General features: G+C 68.8%; 20 protein-coding genes and 1 riboswitch. Of the genes, 7 read left to right on the top strand and 13 right to left on the bottom strand.

Going from position 1 to position 18612, the window contains the following annotated elements:
- Nucleotides 1–13 precede the first annotated feature (13 nt).
- The 3 genes from AAC997_RS01520 to AAC997_RS01530 all read right to left on the bottom strand — a co-directional run bounded on the left by AAC997_RS01520 (nucleotide 14) and on the right by AAC997_RS01530 (nucleotide 2095).
- Entirely contained in the window at nucleotides 14–799 is a 786-nt protein-coding gene (locus tag AAC997_RS01520; protein WP_340643932.1) for an SDR family oxidoreductase, read from the bottom strand.
- Between the two features lie 75 nt (nucleotides 800–874).
- On the bottom strand, nucleotides 875–1615 hold the full coding sequence (locus AAC997_RS01525) for an SDR family NAD(P)-dependent oxidoreductase (protein WP_340643933.1): 741 nt from the start codon (nucleotides 1613–1615) through the stop codon (nucleotides 875–877).
- Entirely contained in the window at nucleotides 1616–2095 is a 480-nt protein-coding gene (locus AAC997_RS01530) for a helix-turn-helix domain-containing protein (RefSeq protein WP_340643934.1), read from the bottom strand.
- A gap of 99 nt (nucleotides 2096–2194) precedes the next feature.
- Here AAC997_RS01530 and AAC997_RS01535 point away from each other — a divergent pair, with 99 nt between their 5' ends.
- The 3 genes from AAC997_RS01535 to AAC997_RS01545 all read left to right on the top strand — a co-directional run bounded on the left by AAC997_RS01535 (nucleotide 2195) and on the right by AAC997_RS01545 (nucleotide 4460).
- On the top strand, nucleotides 2195–2998 hold the full coding sequence (locus AAC997_RS01535; RefSeq protein ID WP_340643935.1) for an SDR family oxidoreductase: 804 nt from the start codon (nucleotides 2195–2197) through the stop codon (nucleotides 2996–2998).
- Between the two features lie 53 nt (nucleotides 2999–3051).
- On the top strand, nucleotides 3052–3843 hold the full coding sequence (locus tag AAC997_RS01540; RefSeq protein WP_340643936.1) for a glutathione S-transferase family protein: 792 nt from the start codon (nucleotides 3052–3054) through the stop codon (nucleotides 3841–3843).
- Between the two features lie 65 nt (nucleotides 3844–3908).
- Nucleotides 3909–4460 carry a peroxiredoxin family protein gene (locus AAC997_RS01545; RefSeq protein WP_340643937.1) on the top strand — a complete coding sequence of 184 codons (552 nt, stop codon included), beginning with the start codon at nucleotides 3909–3911 and terminating at the stop codon, nucleotides 4458–4460.
- 1 nt (nucleotide 4461) lies between these two features.
- Here AAC997_RS01545 and AAC997_RS01550 read toward each other — a convergent pair whose 3' ends face one another.
- From AAC997_RS01550 to AAC997_RS01580, 7 genes are all read right to left on the bottom strand, one after another.
- Nucleotides 4462–5310, bottom strand: coding sequence for an SDR family oxidoreductase (locus AAC997_RS01550; protein WP_340643938.1), 849 nt, complete (start codon nucleotides 5308–5310; stop codon nucleotides 4462–4464).
- Nucleotides 5311–5367: 57 nt separating this feature from the next.
- Nucleotides 5368–6870 carry a carboxylesterase family protein gene (locus AAC997_RS01555; protein ID WP_340643939.1) on the bottom strand — a complete coding sequence of 501 codons (1503 nt, stop codon included), beginning with the start codon at nucleotides 6868–6870 and terminating at the stop codon, nucleotides 5368–5370.
- Nucleotides 6871–6935: 65 nt separating this feature from the next.
- Nucleotides 6936–7736, bottom strand: a complete 801-nt coding sequence (gene yaaA / locus AAC997_RS01560) for a peroxide stress protein YaaA (RefSeq protein WP_340643940.1) — start codon at nucleotides 7734–7736, stop codon at nucleotides 6936–6938.
- Nucleotides 7737–7742: 6 nt separating this feature from the next.
- A complete protein-coding gene (locus AAC997_RS01565) occupies nucleotides 7743–9152 on the bottom strand; it encodes an FAD-binding oxidoreductase (protein ID WP_340643941.1) in 1410 nt (469 codons plus the stop codon).
- A 26-nt stretch (nucleotides 9153–9178) separates the two neighbouring features.
- Nucleotides 9179–10066 (bottom strand): L-threonylcarbamoyladenylate synthase, encoded by an 888-nt coding sequence (locus tag AAC997_RS01570; RefSeq protein ID WP_340643952.1) that lies wholly within the window; start codon nucleotides 10064–10066, stop codon nucleotides 9179–9181.
- A 17-nt stretch (nucleotides 10067–10083) separates the two neighbouring features.
- Nucleotides 10084–11340 (bottom strand): YceI family protein, encoded by a 1257-nt coding sequence (locus AAC997_RS01575; protein ID WP_340643942.1) that lies wholly within the window; start codon nucleotides 11338–11340, stop codon nucleotides 10084–10086.
- A 4-nt stretch (nucleotides 11341–11344) separates the two neighbouring features.
- Nucleotides 11345–11950: a YceI family protein gene (locus tag AAC997_RS01580; protein ID WP_340643943.1), complete on the bottom strand. Its 606-nt coding sequence runs from the start codon at nucleotides 11948–11950 to the stop codon at nucleotides 11345–11347.
- Nucleotides 11951–12099: 149 nt separating this feature from the next.
- Between AAC997_RS01580 and AAC997_RS01585 the strand changes: the two genes are divergently transcribed.
- Together AAC997_RS01585 and AAC997_RS01590 are read left to right on the top strand one after the other, a co-directional pair.
- Nucleotides 12100–13842, top strand: coding sequence for an acyl-CoA dehydrogenase (locus tag AAC997_RS01585; protein ID WP_340643944.1), 1743 nt, complete (start codon nucleotides 12100–12102; stop codon nucleotides 13840–13842).
- 166 nt (nucleotides 13843–14008) lie between these two features.
- A complete protein-coding gene (locus tag AAC997_RS01590) occupies nucleotides 14009–14878 on the top strand; it encodes an aminoglycoside phosphotransferase family protein (protein WP_340643945.1) in 870 nt (289 codons plus the stop codon).
- A 131-nt stretch (nucleotides 14879–15009) separates the two neighbouring features.
- Here AAC997_RS01590 and AAC997_RS01595 read toward each other — a convergent pair whose 3' ends face one another.
- The 3 genes from AAC997_RS01595 to AAC997_RS01605 all read right to left on the bottom strand — a co-directional run bounded on the left by AAC997_RS01595 (nucleotide 15010) and on the right by AAC997_RS01605 (nucleotide 17349).
- On the bottom strand, nucleotides 15010–15408 hold the full coding sequence (locus AAC997_RS01595; RefSeq protein WP_340643946.1) for a GFA family protein: 399 nt from the start codon (nucleotides 15406–15408) through the stop codon (nucleotides 15010–15012).
- 87 nt (nucleotides 15409–15495) lie between these two features.
- Nucleotides 15496–15885, bottom strand: coding sequence for a hypothetical protein (locus tag AAC997_RS01600; RefSeq protein ID WP_340643947.1), 390 nt, complete (start codon nucleotides 15883–15885; stop codon nucleotides 15496–15498).
- Between the two features lie 12 nt (nucleotides 15886–15897).
- Complete coding sequence (locus AAC997_RS01605) at nucleotides 15898–17349, bottom strand: class I adenylate-forming enzyme family protein (protein ID WP_340643948.1); 1452 nt, start codon at nucleotides 17347–17349, stop codon at nucleotides 15898–15900.
- A 138-nt stretch (nucleotides 17350–17487) separates the two neighbouring features.
- Nucleotides 17488–17659: riboswitch (FMN riboswitch) on the top strand.
- A 91-nt stretch (nucleotides 17660–17750) separates the two neighbouring features.
- Here AAC997_RS01605 and AAC997_RS01610 point away from each other — a divergent pair.
- Both AAC997_RS01610 and AAC997_RS01615 read left to right on the top strand, forming a co-directional pair.
- The gene (locus tag AAC997_RS01610; RefSeq protein ID WP_340643949.1) at nucleotides 17751–18248 is read left to right on the top strand and encodes a 6,7-dimethyl-8-ribityllumazine synthase; all 498 of its coding nucleotides are present in this window, start codon (nucleotides 17751–17753) and stop codon (nucleotides 18246–18248) included.
- Nucleotides 18248–18612 (top strand): PaaI family thioesterase (locus AAC997_RS01615; protein ID WP_340643950.1); only part of this gene is annotated, 365 nt, incomplete at its 3' end. The genes AAC997_RS01610 and AAC997_RS01615, both read left to right, overlap by 1 nt.

Below are 18612 nucleotides of genomic sequence, written 5' to 3' on the forward strand. Positions count from 1 at the left end.
GGTCAGGGCATCCTCAGAAGACGCCGTATCCGCCGTCGATCAGGAAACTGTCCCCGGTGTGGAAGGACGAGGCGTCCGACGCCAGATAGACCGCCATGCCGCCGAAGTCCGCCGGCTGGCCCCAGCGGCGCACAGGCACCCGTTTGATCACCGCGTCGTTGAACTTGTCGTTGCCCTGGGCGCCGGCCGTCATGTCGGTGGCGATCCAGCCTGGCAGGATGGCATTGGCCCGCACGCCATAGCGGGCATGCTCCACGGCGATGGCGCGGATCATCGAGATCACGGCGCCCTTGGTGGCGGCATAGGCCTCGTTCTTCGGCGCGCCGTCGAGGGCCGACAGCGAGGAGATCACCACCAGAGAGCCGCCGGCCTTGTCGCCCGTGCCGGCGCGCTCGACCATGTGCTTGCAAGCCTCGCGGAAGGTGAAGAACACCCCGTCCAGGTTCACCGACAGCACCTTGCGGTACATCTCGGTGGAGAAATCGGAGAAGGAGGGCGCGCCGCCGCCGATCCCCGCGTTGGCGATCACCGTGTCGATGCGGCCCATCTTGGCGATGGCTTCAGCCATGCCGGCCTTGACCGCATGCTCGTCGGCGACATCCACCACCTGAGTCAGGACCCTGACACCGGTGTCCTTCAGTTTCTGCTCGGCGTCGGCGTTCTTCTTGGGGTTGGAGCCCCAGATCACCACGTCGGCGCCGGACTGGGCCAGCGCGTCGACCATGCCAAAGCCGATGCCGCCATTGCCACCGGTGACAAGGGCCACCTTGCCGGTCAGGTCGAAGGGTTTGTAGGCCATGGCGTCTGCTCCCGATGTCGTTCTTGCACGTGTTGGGCGCAGAGAGGCCGGGTTACGCCCGGTCCGTCAAGCCAACTAAAACGCTTCCTTGAACGGACGCAGGTCCAGTTCCTGGGTCCAGGCCGAAGGCGGCTGGCGGTGGATCTGCCAGTACATCTCGGCGATGGCGTCGACCCCCAACAGGCCGTCCTGCCCGCGCGCCGCGACGATCTCAGGGATGGCGTTCTTGAGACGCGCACCGTCGATGCCGCCGTCCACCACCACGTGGGCGACATGCAGGCCCTTGGGCCCGAACTCACGCGCCATGCTCTGGGAAATCATCCGCAGGCCGGCCTTGGCCGCGGCGAACTGGGCGTACTGGGCCTTGCCCCGCAGGCTGCCGGAGGCGCCGGTGAAGATCATCGTCCCACGCCCCAAGGGGACCATGCGCCGCGCGGCCTCCCGGCCCACCAGGAAGCCGGAGAAACAGCCCACCCGCCAGAAGGCCTCGAACAGCTCGGCGGTCACCTCGCGGAACGGGATGGGGCGGTTATCGCCGGCGTTGGAGACCACCACGCTGACAGGATCGAACCCGGCGCCGGGCGCCATGGCGCGGTCGAAGAGGGCGATCACCTGATCCTCCTGCGTGGCGTCGGCGACGATGGCCTGAGCGCTGCCGCCGGCGGCCTTGATGGTGGCGACGACCTGGTCGACCTTGGCCTGGGTGCGGCCCGCGACCAGGACATGGAAGCCCTCGGCGGCGAAGCGGCGGCTGACGGCGGCGCCGACGCCCTGCTCGGCGCCGACCCCCACGACCAGGGCGGTGGGTTGGGTCATTTAAGTCTTCTCCCTCTGGGCGTCCACGAAGGCGATGCGGGCGCGGACATTGTCGTCAGCCGCGGGGCCGGCGACGTATTTGAAATGGGTGTCGTCGATTTCGCGCCCGGTGTTGCGGTCCACCAGGATCGGGTCAGCCGGCAGGCCGGTTTCGGCGTCCACCATCAGGCTCGAAGGCCCCTCCGGATCGGCGAAGTGGCGGTTGCCCCAGGCCATCATGGCGATCAGCACCGGCCGGAAGTCGCGGCCCCGGGCGGTCAGCACATACTCATCGCGCGGCGGGCGCTGGCTGTACCGGCGGCGCTCCAGCAGGCCTGACTCCACCAGATCCGCCAGGCGCCGGCTCAGCATGTTCGGCGCGATCTCGAGGCTCTTCTGGAACTGGTCGAACCGGGTCAGGCCGTGGAAGGCGTCCCGCAGGATCAGGATCGACCACCACTCCCCCACCCGGTCCAGGCTGCGGGCGATGGGGCAAGCCATCAAAGAAAAATCGGTGCGTTGCATGGCGAAGAGGTAGGCGCGTTACTATCATCTTGCAAGTCACTCGTCCGAAAGGTCGGACGAGACCTGGAGAAGACGATGAAGACTCCCAAAGGCGCCGCTCTCATCACCGGCGCATCCTCCGGCATCGGGGCCACCTATGCCGACCGCCTGGCCCGCCGTGGCCACGACCTGATCCTGGTGGCCCGCGACAAGGCCCGCCTGGAAACCCTGGCCGCCAAGCTGCGGGCCGACACCGGTGTCGCGGTCGATGTCCTGGCCGCTGACCTCACCGACCGCGCCGACCGCCTGGCCGTCGAACAACGCCTCGCCACCGACGAGCGTATCGAAATCCTGATCAACAATGCGGGCGTCGCCGCCCCCGGGACCGTGGCCGAGGGCGACCTCGACCGGCTGGAAGCCATGATCGCCCTGAACGTGACAGCGGTCTCACGCCTCGCCGCCGTGGCGGCCAGGGCGTTCAGCGCGCGGGCCACCGGCGCCATCGTCAATATCGCTTCGGTCCTGGCCCTCGCGCCTGAGATCTCCGGCGCGGGCTATACCGGCACCAAGGGCTATGTCCTCAACTTCACCCAGAAGCTGGCCCTGGAGGTCGGGGCCGCCGGGGTCCAGGTCCAGGCCGTGCTGCCGGGCGCCACCTATACCGAGATCTGGGAACGGGCCGGCCAGGACGTGACGCAGTTCCCTGCCTCCATGGTGATGGGGGTGGACGAGATGGTGGACGCCGCCCTTGCCGGCTTCGACCGCGGCGAGTTGATCACCATTCCCTCCCTGCCCGATCCGGCCGATTGGGAGGCCTTCAACGCCGCCCGCCTGGCGCTCGGACCCAACCTCTCCCGCGACCACGCCGCGGCCCGCTACAAGGTCCTGACCCCCGCTTGACTTACGCGGGAGCACGGCGGCCCTCCTGGTGAAAACGCTGGGAGGACCCCGCCATGCTGACGCTCTATGACCACCCGCTTTCGCCCTATGCTCAGAAGGTCAAGATCGCCCTGCGCGAGAAGGGCCAGGCCTTCCAGGCCGTGGCGCCAGGCGGTCTAGGGGCGGGCGGCGCCCAAGGCGATTTTCTGGCCGCCAACCCCCGCGCCGAGGTCCCGGCCCTGGTGGACGGGCAGACCGCTATCTTCGATTCCACCATCATCCTGGAATATATCGAGGATCGCTGGCCAACCCCGGCCCTGCTGCCCGCCAGCCCCGCCGAGCGCGCTCGCGTGCGGATGCTGGAGGAGGTGATGGACACCCACTTCGAGGCCATCAACTGGGGCCTGTCGGAGATCTACTGGTTCCGCCGCGCCGAGGGCGATCTCGCCCATGCCCTGATCGCCAAGGCCGCCGAACAGACCACCAGCTTCTTCGCCTGGCTGGAGGACCAACTGACCGACCGCCCATGGTTCACCGGCGAAGGCTTCGGCTGGGGTGACCTGGCCGTGGTTCCCTATCTCAACGGCTCAGCGGGCCACGGCAATCCGCCGGCGCCGGAGAGCAAGCTCGCCGACTGGCTGGCGCGCGCCAATGCGCGGGCCTCGGTCGCCGAGACCACGGCGGAAGCCGGCGCGGCGGCGGCGGCCTCAGCCATGCCCAATGTCGCCGAACTGGTGAAGCAGGGCCTGTTCAAGCGCGAGTACCGCGACCATCGCCTGGAATGGATGATCAAGAGCGGCGGCGCTCAGGTGGTCATGGACGGCCTTGCCCGCGACAATATCCGTTTCAGTCCGACCTTCCGTTGAAACCTTTGCCCAGGTCGGCTCGAACTGGGGGTGATATCCGCCGTGTCGGCGCCTGGGAGATCCCGATGAAACTCGCCCCTCTGTTCGCCGCCCTGCTGTTCGCCTGGCCAGCGGCGGCGGCCGCCTTTGATCCCGGTCCCGCGATCGGCTCCCGGATTCCGCCGATCTCGGCCCGCGACATGACCGGCAAGCCCGTGACTGTCAGGGGTCTGTCAGACAGGAACGGCGTGGTGCTGGTCTTCTTCCGCTCGGCGAAATGGTGCCCCTATTGCCAGAAGCAGCTCATCGAGCTGAAGGCCGCCAAGACGCCTCTCGCCCAGCGCGGCTACCGGCTGGTGGCCCTCAGCTACGATTCGCCAGAGGTCCTGACTCGCTTCGCCGAACAGCGGGAAATCCCCTACGCCTTCCTCTCCGATACGGACTCAGCGACCATCGACGCCTTCAAGCTGCGCGACCCGCAGTACAAGCCCGATAGCTTCGCCTATGGCGTGCCTATGCCGACGATCTTCGTCATCTCACCGCGAGGCGTCGTCCAGGCCAAGCTGGCTGAGGAGGGCTACAAGACCCGCCCGCCGGTCGCCGCGGTCCTGGCCGCCGTCGATGGCCTGAAAAAGTAAGCTACAGCCGGCTGGCGAAGGCCTCGACCACGTTGTTGCCGGTGGGGTCCACGACCTTGGGTCCGACGATCTGCTTGGCGAAGTCCGAGGTGATGTAGCGGAAGTCCGGGGTCTCGGCGGTGGCGGCGCCAAGGATCACCTCGGCCACCTCGGCGCCGGTCTGGCCGTATTGGGCGAAGACCCCGGTGCTGGCGCCCATGTATTTCGCGACGATGGCGTCATAGGGCGGGGCATAGGCCGAAAGGTCGCTGACCGAGCGGACGCTGTTGACGAACTCGGTGTTGATGGGCCCCGGCTCGATCAGGCAGATCTGCACGCCCAGGCGTTTGGCCAGCGGGGCCAGGGATTCCATCATCCCCTCCACCGCGAACTTGGCGGCGCAATAGGCGTCGTTGAAGGGCTGGCCGATCAGGCCGCCGACGCTGGTCACCGAGATGATCCGCCCCGAACCGCGCTCGCGCATGTGTGGGAAGACCGCCTTGGTCATCCGCCAGACGCCGAAGAAGTTGACCCCCATCGTGCGCTCGAGATCGGCGTCGGTGGTCTGTTCCAGGCTGCCGAGGAAGCCGGCCCCGGCGTTGTTCACCAGGACGTCGATGCCGCCGTGCTTGCGAAGCACCTTCTCGACGCAGGCCTCGATGGACTTCTTCTTCTGAACGTCGAGCTTCTCGACCTTGATCTTCACCCCGGCGGCCTTGGCCTGGGCCAGCAGGTCCTTCTTCTTGGAGGTGTCACGCATGGTGGCCACGGTGACGTAGCCAGCCCGCGCAAAGGCGATGGCGGTGTGCAGGCCCACGCCAGTGGACGTCCCGGTGATCAGGACAACGGGTCCGGTGTCGGTCTTGCTCATGGTCGCGTCCCCTGGGCGGCTCGGAGCGGCCGCGCTTGAGGGGGAACCCTAGTCCGCCTAGAGCAGCGCCTCCAGGGCCCGCCGCTCCTCGCCGAAGGGATCGGACTGGATGGTGGCCGCGGCGGTGTCGAACACCATGGTGTCGCGCGCGCCGCCTTCATAGGCCGGCCATGACGGCAGACCCGGATGGTTGGGGTTGCCGGTGCGGGCGAATGCGATCCAGGCGTCCATGATCTCGCCCTCCAGTCGCTCGACCTCCGGGCCGGCGCCGGCGAAGTTCACCTGGCCCTCGATCTTCGTCGTGCCGAACACGAAGGGCATCTCCAGGGCGTGGCAGGCGCCGAGCGCCCCGCGCCGCGCGGGAGAAGCGTGGGTGAAAAGGTAGAGCCAGGCCGGGCTGTGCGGCGCCTGGGCCGCGGCGAACTTGATCGACGCGATGTGGAACTGCATATCGCTGCCGACGGCGTCCAGGATGTCCAAGTTGTCGGCGGGCAGTCCCTTGGTCTGGCGTGAGGCGATGTAGACCTCGATCAGGTCCTTGGCCTGCGCCTCGCTGGCCTTGGGCAGGCGCGCGCGAACCTCGGCGAGTAGAGCGTCGTCCCCCATCGGCTCTCGGCGGCCGGGCACGAACAGCTTCACCTCGTCGCGGTTGGAGCCGATCAACAGGCCGATTCCCTCGGCCCCGCCGTCGCGGACAACGATCATCGGGGCCTCCGGCAGTGAGGCTGGGTCGCGGGTTGGGCCAAACCCCATGCCCGGCCCAAAACCGCCCGAAGCCTGGGCCTCCAGGATCTTGGCGGCCGGCAGCTCGAACAGGTCCACCACCTGGCTACGGTCGAGGCCCAGCAGAGCCAGCAGCTTGTCTGCGGCCTTGGCGGCCAGCTCAGGCGCGCCAGCACGGCCCACGCCACTCTGCAGGATCGCTCGCCCGAACAGACCCTTGGCCGCCGGCATCGCTACCAGACAGGAAACGGCCGCGGCGCCGGCCGACTCGCCGAAGATCGTCACCTGCTCCGGGTCACCGCCGAAGGCGGCGATATTGTCAGCCACCCACTTGAGCGCCGCCACCTGATCCAGCAGGCCGGCGTTGCCGGGAATGCCCGCCTCCGGGATCGACAGAAAGCCCAAGGCGCCCAGCCGGTAGTTCAGGGACACCACCACCACGTCGCCGCGCTCGGCCAGCGGCCCGCCGTCATAGAGCGGCTCGTAGCCCGCCCCATGGGTGAAGCCGCCGCCATGGATCCAGACCATCACCGGCCGCTTGGCGCCGTCCGTCGCCGGGGTGAAGACGTTGAGGTTCAGGCAGTCCTCGTCCTGCGGGCCGCTGGCCGCGAAGCCGGGGATGAAGTGCGGGGTTTGCAGGGCCGCAGAGCCCTTCTCCGTCGCCTTGCGCACGCCGGCCCAGGCGCCGGCCGGCTTCGGCGCACGGAAGCGGGTCTGGCCGGTCGGCGCCGCCGCATAGGGGATACCGTAGAAGGCCATGTGGCGGCCGCGCGTCAGACCCTCGATCCAGCCGGCGTTTGTCTTGACCGTGGCGGCGAGCGTGGCGGCTTCACTCATTGAACTCTCCCTCGTGAGAGCCATACTGCTCCCTAGAAAGAACATCCGGCGCACCGCACCTTACGTCAAGCGCCGGCGGCAGCCTTGGCGCTCACCAGCGGCGGCTGCGGTCGCGAGAAGACCCACTCGGTCTCACTAGAGGCCTGCGGCTGGAACCGGTAACCGTCGGTGTCGAAGGCCTTAAGGTCGGCGGCCTTGGTGATGCGGTGATCGACGGCATATCTCGCCATCGCCCCCCGAGCCCGTTTGGCGAAGAAGCTGATCACCTTGGCCTCGCCGTCCTTCTCCTCGACGAAGCGCGTCGTCACCACCGGCAGCTTCAGGGCCTCGCGGTCTACGACGCCGAAATATTCCTGGCTGGCGCAGTTCACCAGGGTCGGGTCCTTGTGCCCGGCGGCCTGGTCGTTCAGCGCCTTGGCGACCTTGTCGCCCCAGAAGGCGTAAAGGCTGGGGCCCCGCGTGGTCTTCAGCCGCGTGCCCATTTCAAGCCGGTAGGGCTGGATGCCGTCGAGAGGCCGCAGCAGGCCGTAGAGCCCCGACAGGATGCGGACATGCTCTTGGGCGAAGGTCAGGGCCTTCTTGTCCAACTCCCGCGCCTTGAGACCCATATAGACGTCGCCATTGAAGGCGAAGGCGGCCTGCAGCCCTTCCTCCATGGCCGGATCGAAGGCCTGAAAGCGCTCTCGGTTCAGCTTGGCGAGGTTGTCCGACAGGCTCATCAGCCGCTTGACCTGGGCCACCGTCAGTTTGCGGGTGGTCTGCGACAGCAGGGCGATGTCCTCGCCCATCTCCGGGGTGGTCATCGGCAGGGGCTTGTCCGGCGCGGCGAAGTTCATCGCCTTGGCGGGGGACAGGACAATCAGCATGGCGGCTCAGAAGAAGACGCGGGGATTCATGATCCGCTTGGGGTCCAGGCTTTGCCGGATCGCGCTCAGCGCCGCAACCTCCACCGGGCTTTTGTAGCGTCGCGCCTCCTCGGTCTTCATCGACCCCAGGCCGTGCTCGGCCGAGATCGAGCCGCCCATGCCCGCGGCGATATCGTGCACCAACCGCGAGCCCTCATTGCGCTTGGCTGAGTGGAGCGCGTCGTCGCCGCCGTCGGGGCGGATGACATCATAGTGGATGTTGCCGTCGCCCACGTGACCGAAGGCGGTGATCCGGCACCCCGGCGCGAAGGCCTCCATGGCCGCCGTCGCCTCCCCGATGAAATTCGCCACCTGGCTGACGGGCACGGAGATGTCGTGTTTCCAGGTCGCGCCCTCCGGCTTCTGGCCCGGCGACTGGTTCTCGCGCACCGACCAGAAAGCCTTGGCCTGGGCCTCGCTCTGGGCGATGGCGGCGTCGCGGATCAGGCCGTCCTCAAGCGCCTTGCCCAGCAGCCGCTCCATGGCCGCCTCCGCCGCGCCGGGTTCGCCCGAGGCGATCTCCACCAGCACGTACCAGGGGTGGACCTCGCTCAAGGGATCACGTTGGTTGGCGATGTTCTTCAGCACGAATTCGACCCCCCGCCGGCCCATCAGCTCGAAGGCCTCGACGGCGCCACCGGCCTCCTCCTTGGCCCGCACCAGCAGCTGGATCGCCACCTCGGGCGAGTCCACCGCCGCCACCGCCGTCGACCGGCTGGCAAGGATGGGGAACAGCTTCAGGCTGGCGGCGGTGACCACGCCCAAGGTCCCCTCCCCGCCAATGAACAGCTGCTTCAGGTCATAGCCGGTGTTGTCCTTGCGCAGCCGCTTCAGGCCGTTCCAGATTTCGCCGTTGGGCAGAACCGCCTCGATCCCGAGAACGAGGTCGCGGGTGTTGCCATAGCGAAGCACCGCGGTGCCCCCGGCATTGGTGGAGACGATCCCGCCGATGGTGGCTGTGCCCTCCGAAGCCAGGCCCATGGGAAACCGCCGCCGCACCTTCAGCGCCGCCTCGTGCACGGCGGCGAGCGTCACGCCGGCCTCGGCCACGATCACGTCGTCGAAGGCGTCCACGTCGCGGATCGTCGAAAGCCGCTCGGTGGAGAGCAGTATCTCGCCTTGCGGAATCTGTCCGCCAACCAGGCCGGTGTTGCCGCCTTGCGTGGTGATCGGCACGCCTGCCTCATGGCAGATGCCGACGACGGCCGAGACATCCGCCGGGGTTTTCGGCATGGCCAGGAAGGGCGTCGCGCCTTTCCAGCGGTCGCGCCATTCCAGCAGCTTGGGCGCCAGGCGGTCGGGATCCTGACTCCACCCGCCTTCGCCGAGCACGGCCTTCAGGCGGGAGACGACATCGGCGGGAACGGAGATGGTCATGGTCGCGGAGCCTACTCCCGATGGCCCTAGCCGACAAAGCCCGCCGCGCGGATCAGGCGGTCGTTGATGGCTTCCCCCAGCCCATCAGCGGGAATGGGCGCGACGGCGATGGCCGACGGCTTGGTGCGATCCGCCGCGCGCAGGAAGGCGAAGAGGTTGGCGGCGGCTTCGCGCAGATCACGCGATGGGCTGAGGTTCAGGACATTGCCGCTCGCGGTGGTGGGTCCGAACGCCAGATAGGCCTCGCCCGCCTCAGGCGCTCCCGCGTTCAGCCGCACCGGCGCCTCGGGCGAATAGTGCCGCGCCAGCCGGCCCGGCGAACGCCTGGCGTCGTCCTCGGCTTCGGCCAGTGGCCCGATCACCGCCTCGATCTGATCCCGCGTCACCGACCCCGGCCGCAACAGGCGGGGCTGGTCCAGCAGGGCGACGACCGTCGACTCCAGGCCCACGGCGCAGGCCCCGCCGTCGAGGTTGGCGGCGGCCTTGTCGCCGGTCTCCTCCATGGCGTCGGCATAGGTCGTCGGGCTGGGTCGTCCCGAGCGGTTGGCCGAGGGCGCCACCACCGGACCGCCGAACACGGCCAGAAGCTCGCGGGCCAGGGGATGGGCCGGGACGCGGATCGCCACGCTCTCCAGTCCGGCGCGCGCCAGATCGCAGACCACGGTGTCTGTCGCGATGGGCAGGACCAATGTCAGCGGGCCCGGCCAGAAGGCCGCCGCCAGCGCCCGCGCCCTGTCATCGAACAGCGCCAGCCGCTCGGCGGTCGCCAGGTCGGCCACATGGCTGATCAGCGGATTGAAGCGCGGCCGACCCTTGGCCTCGTAGATGGCGGCCACGGCGGCGGGATTGGTCGCATCGGCGCCCAGGCCGTAGACGGTCTCTGTCGGCAGGATGACCAGCGCGCCAACGCGCAGGGCCGCGACCGCCGTCTCTAGCGGGTCGCCGTGAGCTGGACCTTCACGGTCACCTGAGCTGGAATCTGATCGGTCGCCTGCCACTCGCCCTGCCCCACGCCGAAGGCGGTCCGGTCGAGGGTGGTTACACCGCTCATGCGCGCCTTGTCGCCGTCGATCTTCAGGGTGAAGGGCAGGCGCACCGACTTGGTGGCCCCGCGAAGGGTCAGCTTGCCGTGGGCGACATAGCGGTTGGGACCCGTGGCCTCGAAGCGGTCAGCGGTGAAGACGGCCTTGGGATGCTCGGCCACGTCGAAGAAGTCGGCGCCCGGCAGGGCCACGTCGCGCTGCGGATCGCCGGTGGCGACCGACGCCAGGTCGATGCTCACCTTGACGTGGCTGCGGTCGAGCGCTTCCGGCGAGAAGGCGATGTCGGCGGTCCACTGGTCGAAGCGGCCCTCCAGGGCCTGGCCGCCCCAGGATGTCGAGAAGCCCAGGGTGGAGCCCTTGGCCAGGTTCCATTTCGACACGCTGAACAAGGGCTCGGCGGGCGCTTTCAAAGGGGCGGCCTCGGGGGGCGCCACCGGTGTCATTGGGGCCGCGACAGGGGCCGCCGGCGGCGGCGGCATGGGGGCTGAGGCCGGGGGCCGAGGATGGATCAGCCAGGCGCCGCCGATGGCCGCGATGACACCGAGCGCGATCAGGGCGAGGCGCGGCTCCAGCCAGCGGCCGGCCTTGGCGCCAGGCGCCATGCGGGCCAGGACCGGCTCGTCGCGGCCGAACAGCTGGTGCTTCAGGGCGCCGGCCACGTGCAGGCCGATCAGGACATAGAAGCCCCAGCCCAGCAGCTCGTGGCCCTCATGGGCGACGCTGTTCCAGGCCTCCCGACCCGCGGGCGCCATCGCCGCGAAGCCCGGCACGTGGGGCCAGGGCATCGCGCCCCACAGCACCGTCGGGATGCCGGTCTTGCTGGTGGAGACCATGATCCAGCCGGTGATCGGCATGCCGATCATCAGGCCGTAGAGCCCCCAGTGGACGATCTTCGACAGCCACACCTCCCAGACCGTCAGGCCCTCCGGCTCCGGCGGCGGCGGATTGGCCAGCCGCCAGCCGAGGCGGGCGAGGCTGAGCACGAGGATGGTGATCCCCACCGACTTGTGCAGCTGGATGAGGGCGAAGGCTTCCGGCGTCTTCAAGCCGTGGAAGCGCCAGGGCAGCTGCATCTGGAACAGGATCGCCGCGGCGATCAGCCAGTGCAGGACGATGGCGACCGTGGTGTAGCGATCCCGCCGCATGGCCCTACTTCTTGGTGAACTCGACCTCGAACAGCAGGTCGAGATCATCGCCGGCGAACTGGCTCATGGTGGTGACGCCGAAGTCCGAGCGCTTCAGACGGGTGGTCCCGGAGAACCCGATCCGCGTGCCGGCGCCCATCATGCCGGGGCCGACGCCGTTGAAGGTGACGTCCAGCACCACCGGCTTGGTCACGCCGTGGAAGGTGAGGTCGCCGCTCACCGTGCCCTTGCCGTCCGTCCCCTCGGCCCTGGTGGAGACGAAGGTGATGGCCGGGTACTTGGCGCTGTCGAAATAGCTCGGCCCGGCGATGGTCTTGTCGAAGTCCGGCAGGCCGGTGTTGATCGAGGTGGGATCGGCGGTGATCGTCACCCTGGTCGCGCCCCAGGTGGCCGGATCATAGGCGAAGCTTCCATCCAGCCGGTCGAACCGCATGGTGAACTTCGAGAAGCCGCCCATGTGCGGGACCTTCACCAGCAGGCTGGCGTGGCGTTTGTCGAGGACGTAGTCGCCGGCCGGAACCTTGGCCGGATCCTGGCTGGTGGGATTGGCCAGGGCGCCCGTGACCGCGAGGAAACTGAGGGCGGCGGCGGCGAGAGCGGTACGGATCATGGGGGGAGCTTTCCAGGCGGAACCAGACGATGGTGTGCGCCGGCCGGGACCGAAAGACGGCAGGGGTCTCACGAAGCCGTGACAGCTTCGCCTTGGCGCTGCCCCAGGCATACAGGTAGAGAGCGACCTCAAGCTTCAGGAGCCCGCCCATGACCTTCCGCGCCCCGGTCCGCGATCTCGCCCTCGCGCTCAAGACGGTCGGCCACTCCGCCCTGATGGGTGAGGCCTTCCCCGACCTGGACGAGGACACCGTCGTCGCGGTGCTGGAGGCCGCCGGGTCCTTCACCGAGAGCGAACTCGCCCCTCTGAACCGCAAGGGCGACACCGAGGGCGCCAAGTACGCCAACGGCAAGGTCACCGCCGCGCCGGGCTTCGCCGCCGCCTACCAGGCCTTCGTCGCCGGGGGCTGGAATTCGCTTTCGGCCGATCCGGAGTTTGGCGGCCAGGGGCTGACCGGAGCCTTGGGCCTGGCGGTCTTCGAGATGGTGCATGCGTCGAACATGGCCTTCGGCCTCTGCCCGATGCTGACCCAGGGCGCCATCGAGGCGCTGGCCCTGCACGGCACCGAACGGCAGAAGCGGCTGGTCCTGCCCAAGCTGGTGAGCGGCGAGTGGACGGGCACCATGAACCTCACCGAGTCCCAGGCGGGCTCCGACCTCGCCGCCGTCACCACCCGGGCCGAGCCGGACGGCCAGGGCGGCTACCGCCTGCACGGCCAGAAGATCTTCATCACCTGGGGCGACCACGACGCCGCCGACAACATCTGCCACCTGGTGCTGGCCCGCCTGCCCGACGCCCCGCCCGGGGTGAAGGGCATCAGCCTGTTTCTGGCCACCAAGCGGCTGGTGGACGACGAGGGGAACCTGGGCGACCCCAACGACCTGCGCGCCGGCTCCATCGAGCACAAGCTGGGCATCCACGGCTCGCCCACCTGCGTCATGCTGTTCGAGGGCGCACAGGCCGAACTGGTGGGAGAGCTGAACAACGGCATCGCCCACATGTTCGTCATGATGAACGCCGCCCGCCTGCAGGTGGGCGTCCAGGGCGTGGCCATCGCCGAGCGGGCCTTCCAGCAGGCTCTGGCCTTCTCCCAGGAACGCCGCCAGGGCCGCGCCGCCTGGGCGCCCGACGGGGCCATCTACGGCCACCCGGACATCCGCCGCTCGCTGCTCCTGATGAAGGCCAAGATCGAGGCGGCGCGCGCCATCTGCCTGTCGACCGGGGTGCTCAACGACGTGGCCCGGCTGGCGACGGATGAGGCCGCCCGCGCCGTCGCCAAGGCCCGCGCCGAGCTCTTCACCCCCATCGCCAAGGCCTGGTCCACCGACGTCGGTGTGGAGGTCGCCTCCATGGGCGTGCAGATCCACGGCGGCATGGGCTTCATCGAGGAAACCGGCGCGGCCCAGCACTATCGCGACGCCCGCATCGCGCCGATCTATGAGGGCACCAACGGCATCCAGGCCATCGACCTGGTGGGCCGCAAGGCGCCGATGGACAACGGCGGAGTCGTGGACGCCCTGGCCGCCGAGATGCACGCCACGGCCAGAACTCTCTCCAGCACGCCCGGCCTCGAAACCGTCGGCGCCCGCCTGGAGGCCGGCGTCGCGGCCCTGGAACGCGCCACAGACTGGATCCTGGCCAACAAGGGGCCGAACGCCCTGTCGGGCGCCACGCCCTATCTGAAGCTGGCCGGCGACGTGGTGGGGGGCTGGATGCTGGGGCTTCAGGCGCTGGCCCTCGTGGACGCCGCCGACGACTGGTCGATGAGCAAGGCGGCCCTGGCCCGCGTCTACGCCGCCCAGGTCCTGGCCCAGGCGCCGGGCCTGGCCGAAGGCGTGATGGAAGGCGCCGCGGACTACGAGACGGTCAGCGCCCACGCGCTCGGGGGGTAGGACGCGGGCTCATGGATCGGGCCGGGTCCGGGACAGAGCGCCAATGGCCGGGCAGGCCCCATTGCGAATGGTTGGCCGCCATCGGCGGTTGACCGCTTTTCGCCACCCGTGTTGAAGGGGCGCCGGCCTCCTTCGTGGCCAATCTCGAGCGCAGAGCGAGCAGCCCTTGCAGGCCCCCGAACTTCAGCGTGCGGTGGCTGCGGCCATCTCGACCGCCAAGGTGCTTGGTCTCCAGGCCGACGATGCGGTCGTTCTGCAGAACTCCAACAAGCTCGCCTTGCACCTGCAGCCCTGCAACGCATTTGCCCGGGTCGCGCCCATGGCGGGGCAGGTGGCGCAGTTTGAGATCGAGCTTGCTGGGCGGCTCGCCGAGATCGGGAGCCCTGCAGCGGCTTTGGAGCCCAGGGTTCCGCCGCGTGTCTACGCCTGCGACGACTTCGCGATCACGTTCTGGACCTACCACGCGCCCGTGGCGCCAGACCTCACACCGGCCGACTACGCAGAGGCGCTCTGGCGTCTGCACGCCGGAATGCGAACGATCGAGATCACAGCGCCGCACTTCACGGACCGCGTCACGGAAGCCCAGGAACTGGTGGCGAACCGGGGCCAGACACCGGAACTCGCCGACGCCGACCGGCAACTTCTCAGCGGCATGTTGGAGAGCCTCAGGCGAACGGTTGTCGATCACGGCGCAGCAGAGCAGCTGCTTCACGGCGAACCGCATCCCGGCAATGTGCTGGCAACCGAGATCGGGCCGCTATTCATCGACCTTGAGACCTGTTGTTTCGGGCCGATCGAGTTCGATCTGGCCCACGCGCCTGAGGCGGTCCCCCAGCACTATCCCGACGTTGATCAGGCATTGCTGAGCGCGTGCCGTGGGCTCGTTCTGGCGATGGTCGCGGCGTGGCGATGGGACGTTGGCGACCAGTTCCCGAACGGCCGACAGTGGGCCGAACACTTCATCGACACCCTGCGCAAAGGCCCGCCGTGGCCGTCGCTCCAAGCCATGGCTCGGCAACTTGAGGCGCGTGGCTGACGGGCCTCTCCCGTGTAGAATCACGGGGGAGACGGGGATCTAGGCGTTCACCCCCTCGTGCGAACGCTCCATGGCGCGCTTGTAGGCGTCGCGGTCGGTGGTGCGGGCGAGGTAGGCCTGTTCGGCGCCCCTCAACTCGAACGCTCATCGAAGGCGCGGGCGTCGGGTTCGTCACGATCCCAGTCGGCCCGCGACGCGCAGAACAGGTGCGTGCGAACGCCCTTGCCAAGCGGGGCGTCGAGCGTTCCCGCCGTGACATAGACGTTCCGCGCGTCGGTTTCCGCCGGCAGCGGCGTGCCGCAGGTCTTGCAGCGGGTGATGCTGTAGGTTTCGCGCAGGGCGAAGGTGACGCCGTGATCCTCGCCCTTCACCCAGCGAAAGCGCTCCACCGGCACGATCAGGATCCAGTTTCCGTTCGCGCCCGAGGCCTTGCGGCAGAGCGAACAGTGGCAGACCCAGACCCCATCGATATCGCCCTCGATCTCATAGGCCCTGGCGCCGCAAAGGCAGCTGCCGGTTCGAACCGTCATCGGCTTTCCAACCCTCGTGGACCAGCAGGATTCCACAGGCCGACGAAACTGCACAAGTCGATGGTCACGGTCAGGTCTCCCGGCCTGTCAGTCGGGCTCGCCGGTCTCGTCGCCGATCGCGGCGGCCACCAGCCTGCGCCACATGGGGTCGGTGTCGTCCACCAGGTCGACGTCGTCCATCAGGGCCACGCCGCCACCGCCGTCGGGGAAGACCAGGCCCAGCACCTCCATGGTCTCGCCGTCCTGCGTGTCGTGAACCTCGGCCTGGACGGCCACGGCGGCCTGCTCCCCATCGTCGCTCCACCAGATCAGCGGCTGCGGCAGGGGCATCTCCAGCACCCGGGCGTTCTCGGTGTCGGCCAGCGCGAAGATCGCCGCCCGGGCCTGGACATCCTCCAGGGTCGCCACCCCGCGGGTGAAGGCCTTCAGTCGCCCCCAGTCATCGACGTCGTAGCCGCCCTCGTCTTCGTCGGTCATCCTTCGACCTCCTCAGGCCGCCGCCGCGGCGGCGATCACCCGGTCGCGCAGCAGGGTTCGCTGGACCTTGCCCAGGGGATTGCGCGGAATTTCGTCAAGCCGCAGCAGCCGCGCCGGGCGCCCCAGCTGCGTGCTGAAGATCTTCTCCAGCGGCGCCGGATCAAAGCCCGCGTCGCTGACATAGGCCACGTGCGGCGCGTCCAGCCCCTCCTCGTCGGGGGCGGCGAAGGCCGCGGCGTCCAGCACGCCCTCCACCTTCAGCACATGGGTCTCCAGTTGCGAGGCCACCAGCTTGACGCCGCCGATGTTCATCAGGTCGTCCAGCCGTCCCAGCACCGTCAGCCGGCCCTGGTCGGTCAGCACGCCCACGTCATTGGGATAGAACCAGCCGTCCTTGAAGTGGGCCTGGGTCCCGGCCAGGTCGTCCAGGTAACCCGGCACCACGTGCGGCCCGCCGATCCGAATCTCTCCCATCTGGCCCGGCGGCAGGATGGCGCCTTGCGCGTCGAACACCTGCACCACCGCCCAGGGGTTGAGATAGCCCGCCGAGTCCTCGGCGCCCTCCAGGGTGTCGACATGGCCCACCGTCACCGATCCGGTCTCGGTGGACCCGTAGGTGAGGATCAGGTTCGGCGACAGGCGTCGGCGGCAGGCCTGCGCCAGCGGCTTGGAGATCGATCCACCGGCGACCCCCACAAGCAGACCGGGCTTGGGCGCGTGATCGTCGGGCAGGTTCCGCAGCAGGACCTGCAGGTGATAGGGCGCGGCCACCATTAGATCGATTTCCAGCTCGGCCAGGGTCTGGGCCCACGGCACGCGGGGATCATGATGGCAAAGGGTCCCGCCCCGGGTCCACATCAGGAAGGCCAGCTGGATGCCGGCCAGCGACCCCACCCCGATCTCGGAAATGCCGCGCGGGTTGTTGGGCGGGGCGAAGACCTGCGTCACCGCCGAGTCGGCCACCCGCCGATCCATCATCCCCCGCGTCAGCAGAATCTTCTTGGGCGTCCCGGTGGTGCCCGAGGTGGTCACGATGCGGAAGCCGTCCTCCGGGCGCCGGGGCCGGTCGCCCGCCCAATTGGCCGGGTAGCGCGCCAGGCCGTCGAGCCAGGCCTGGTCGATCCTGTGGACCGGAACCCCCACCGGCTGCTCGGGCACGTCGCGGGCGAACAGCACCTCGGCGTGGAGGAAGGCCAGGTCCGCCGCCAGTGGCGCGAAGGGGCTGGTGGTGGCGCTGATCACGCCGGCGGTCTCCAGGCCGAAGGTCAGCACCCAGTGCAGATAGGGGTGCGGCACGGCGATCAGGGCCCGGCTGCCCCAGGGCAGGTTCAGCTCCGCCACCCAGGCCGCGCAGCGGGCGATGTCGTCGGCCATCTGCCGATAGGTGAAGCGGTCCCAGGCCGAGGCGATCACCAGCCCGTCGGGCCGGTGATTGGCGTGGAAGGCGATCAGCCGTTCGAACATTGACCCCGCCCCAAGCTCTTGATTCTCGACGGCGAACCTAGCGGCGCCGAGGCCGGTCCTCTAGCGGCGAAATCAAAACACTTGTTTGAACCTGTGGCTTGGGTCTAGCCTGTCGCCATCGCCGGGCTGTTCCGGCGGACGCGTTCTCAGGGCGGGGTGAAACTCCCCACCGGCGGTAATGCCGACCTCACCTCTCGCGAGGGGCGGTCGGACGAGCCCGCGGGCGCCTGCCAGACCTTGGTCTGTCAGGGACAGCAGACACCGGTGTGATCCCGGGGCCGACGGTTAAAGTCCGGTTATGAGAACCACCCGTGATGTGCCGCCACGCGTCCGCGCGTGGAGTCCCGGCGCGTCATCGGTGTCTCCCTGAGTCGTGGTTGCACCACCTTAGGGAAACGACCATGACCCAAGTCACCTACGAACTGCCCACCGCGCACGGCGCCTATCGCCCCGCCCGCATCGCCTTCGTCCAGTCCTCCTGGCACCACAACATCGTCGACCAGGCCCGCAAGGGCTTCCTGGCGGAGATGGGCAGGCTGGGCTTTCCCGAGCACATGATTGATGTGTTCGAGACGCCGGGCGCCTTCGAGATCCCCCTCCACGCCCAGACGCTGGCCAAGACCGCCAAGTACGCCGCCGTCGTCGGCTGCGCCCTGGTGGTGGACGGCGGCATCTACCGCCACGAGTTCGTCGCCGAGACCGTGGTCTCAGCTCTCATGCAGGTGCAGCTGAAGACCGAGGTGCCGATGTTCTCGGTGGTGCTGACGCCGCATCACTTCCACGAGCACGACATCCACCAGACCTTCTTCGCCGAGCACTTCGTCCAGAAGGGCGCCGAGGCCGCCATCGCCTGCGCCAAGACCCTCGAAGGTCTGCAACGCGTCACCCAGGCCGCGTGATGGAGGCCGCAACCCTGCCGGCGGGCTTCGAACCGCACTTTCGCAAGAGCCCCCTCACCGACCCGTGGGAGCCGCTCTACAGCCGCAAGACCGAGGGCGCGGTGGTCCTTGGCCTGGAGGTCACCGCCGCCCACACCAACAGCCGCGGCTTCGTCCACGGCGGCCTGATCAGCGCTCTGGCCGACAACGCCATGGGCCTGTCCTGCGGCCACCGGATGGGGGACGGCGCCCGGCTGGTGACCGTGAACCTCACCCTGGACTTCCTGGCCTCGGCCCAGATCGGCCAGTGGCTGGAGTTCGACACCATCTTCGTCAAACCCGGCGGCTCACTCTGCTTCGCCCAGGCCTTCGTCACCGCCGACGG

It is taken from the genome of Phenylobacterium sp., from assembly GCF_037968635.1.
GTDB lineage: Bacteria > Pseudomonadota > Alphaproteobacteria > Caulobacterales > Caulobacteraceae > Phenylobacterium.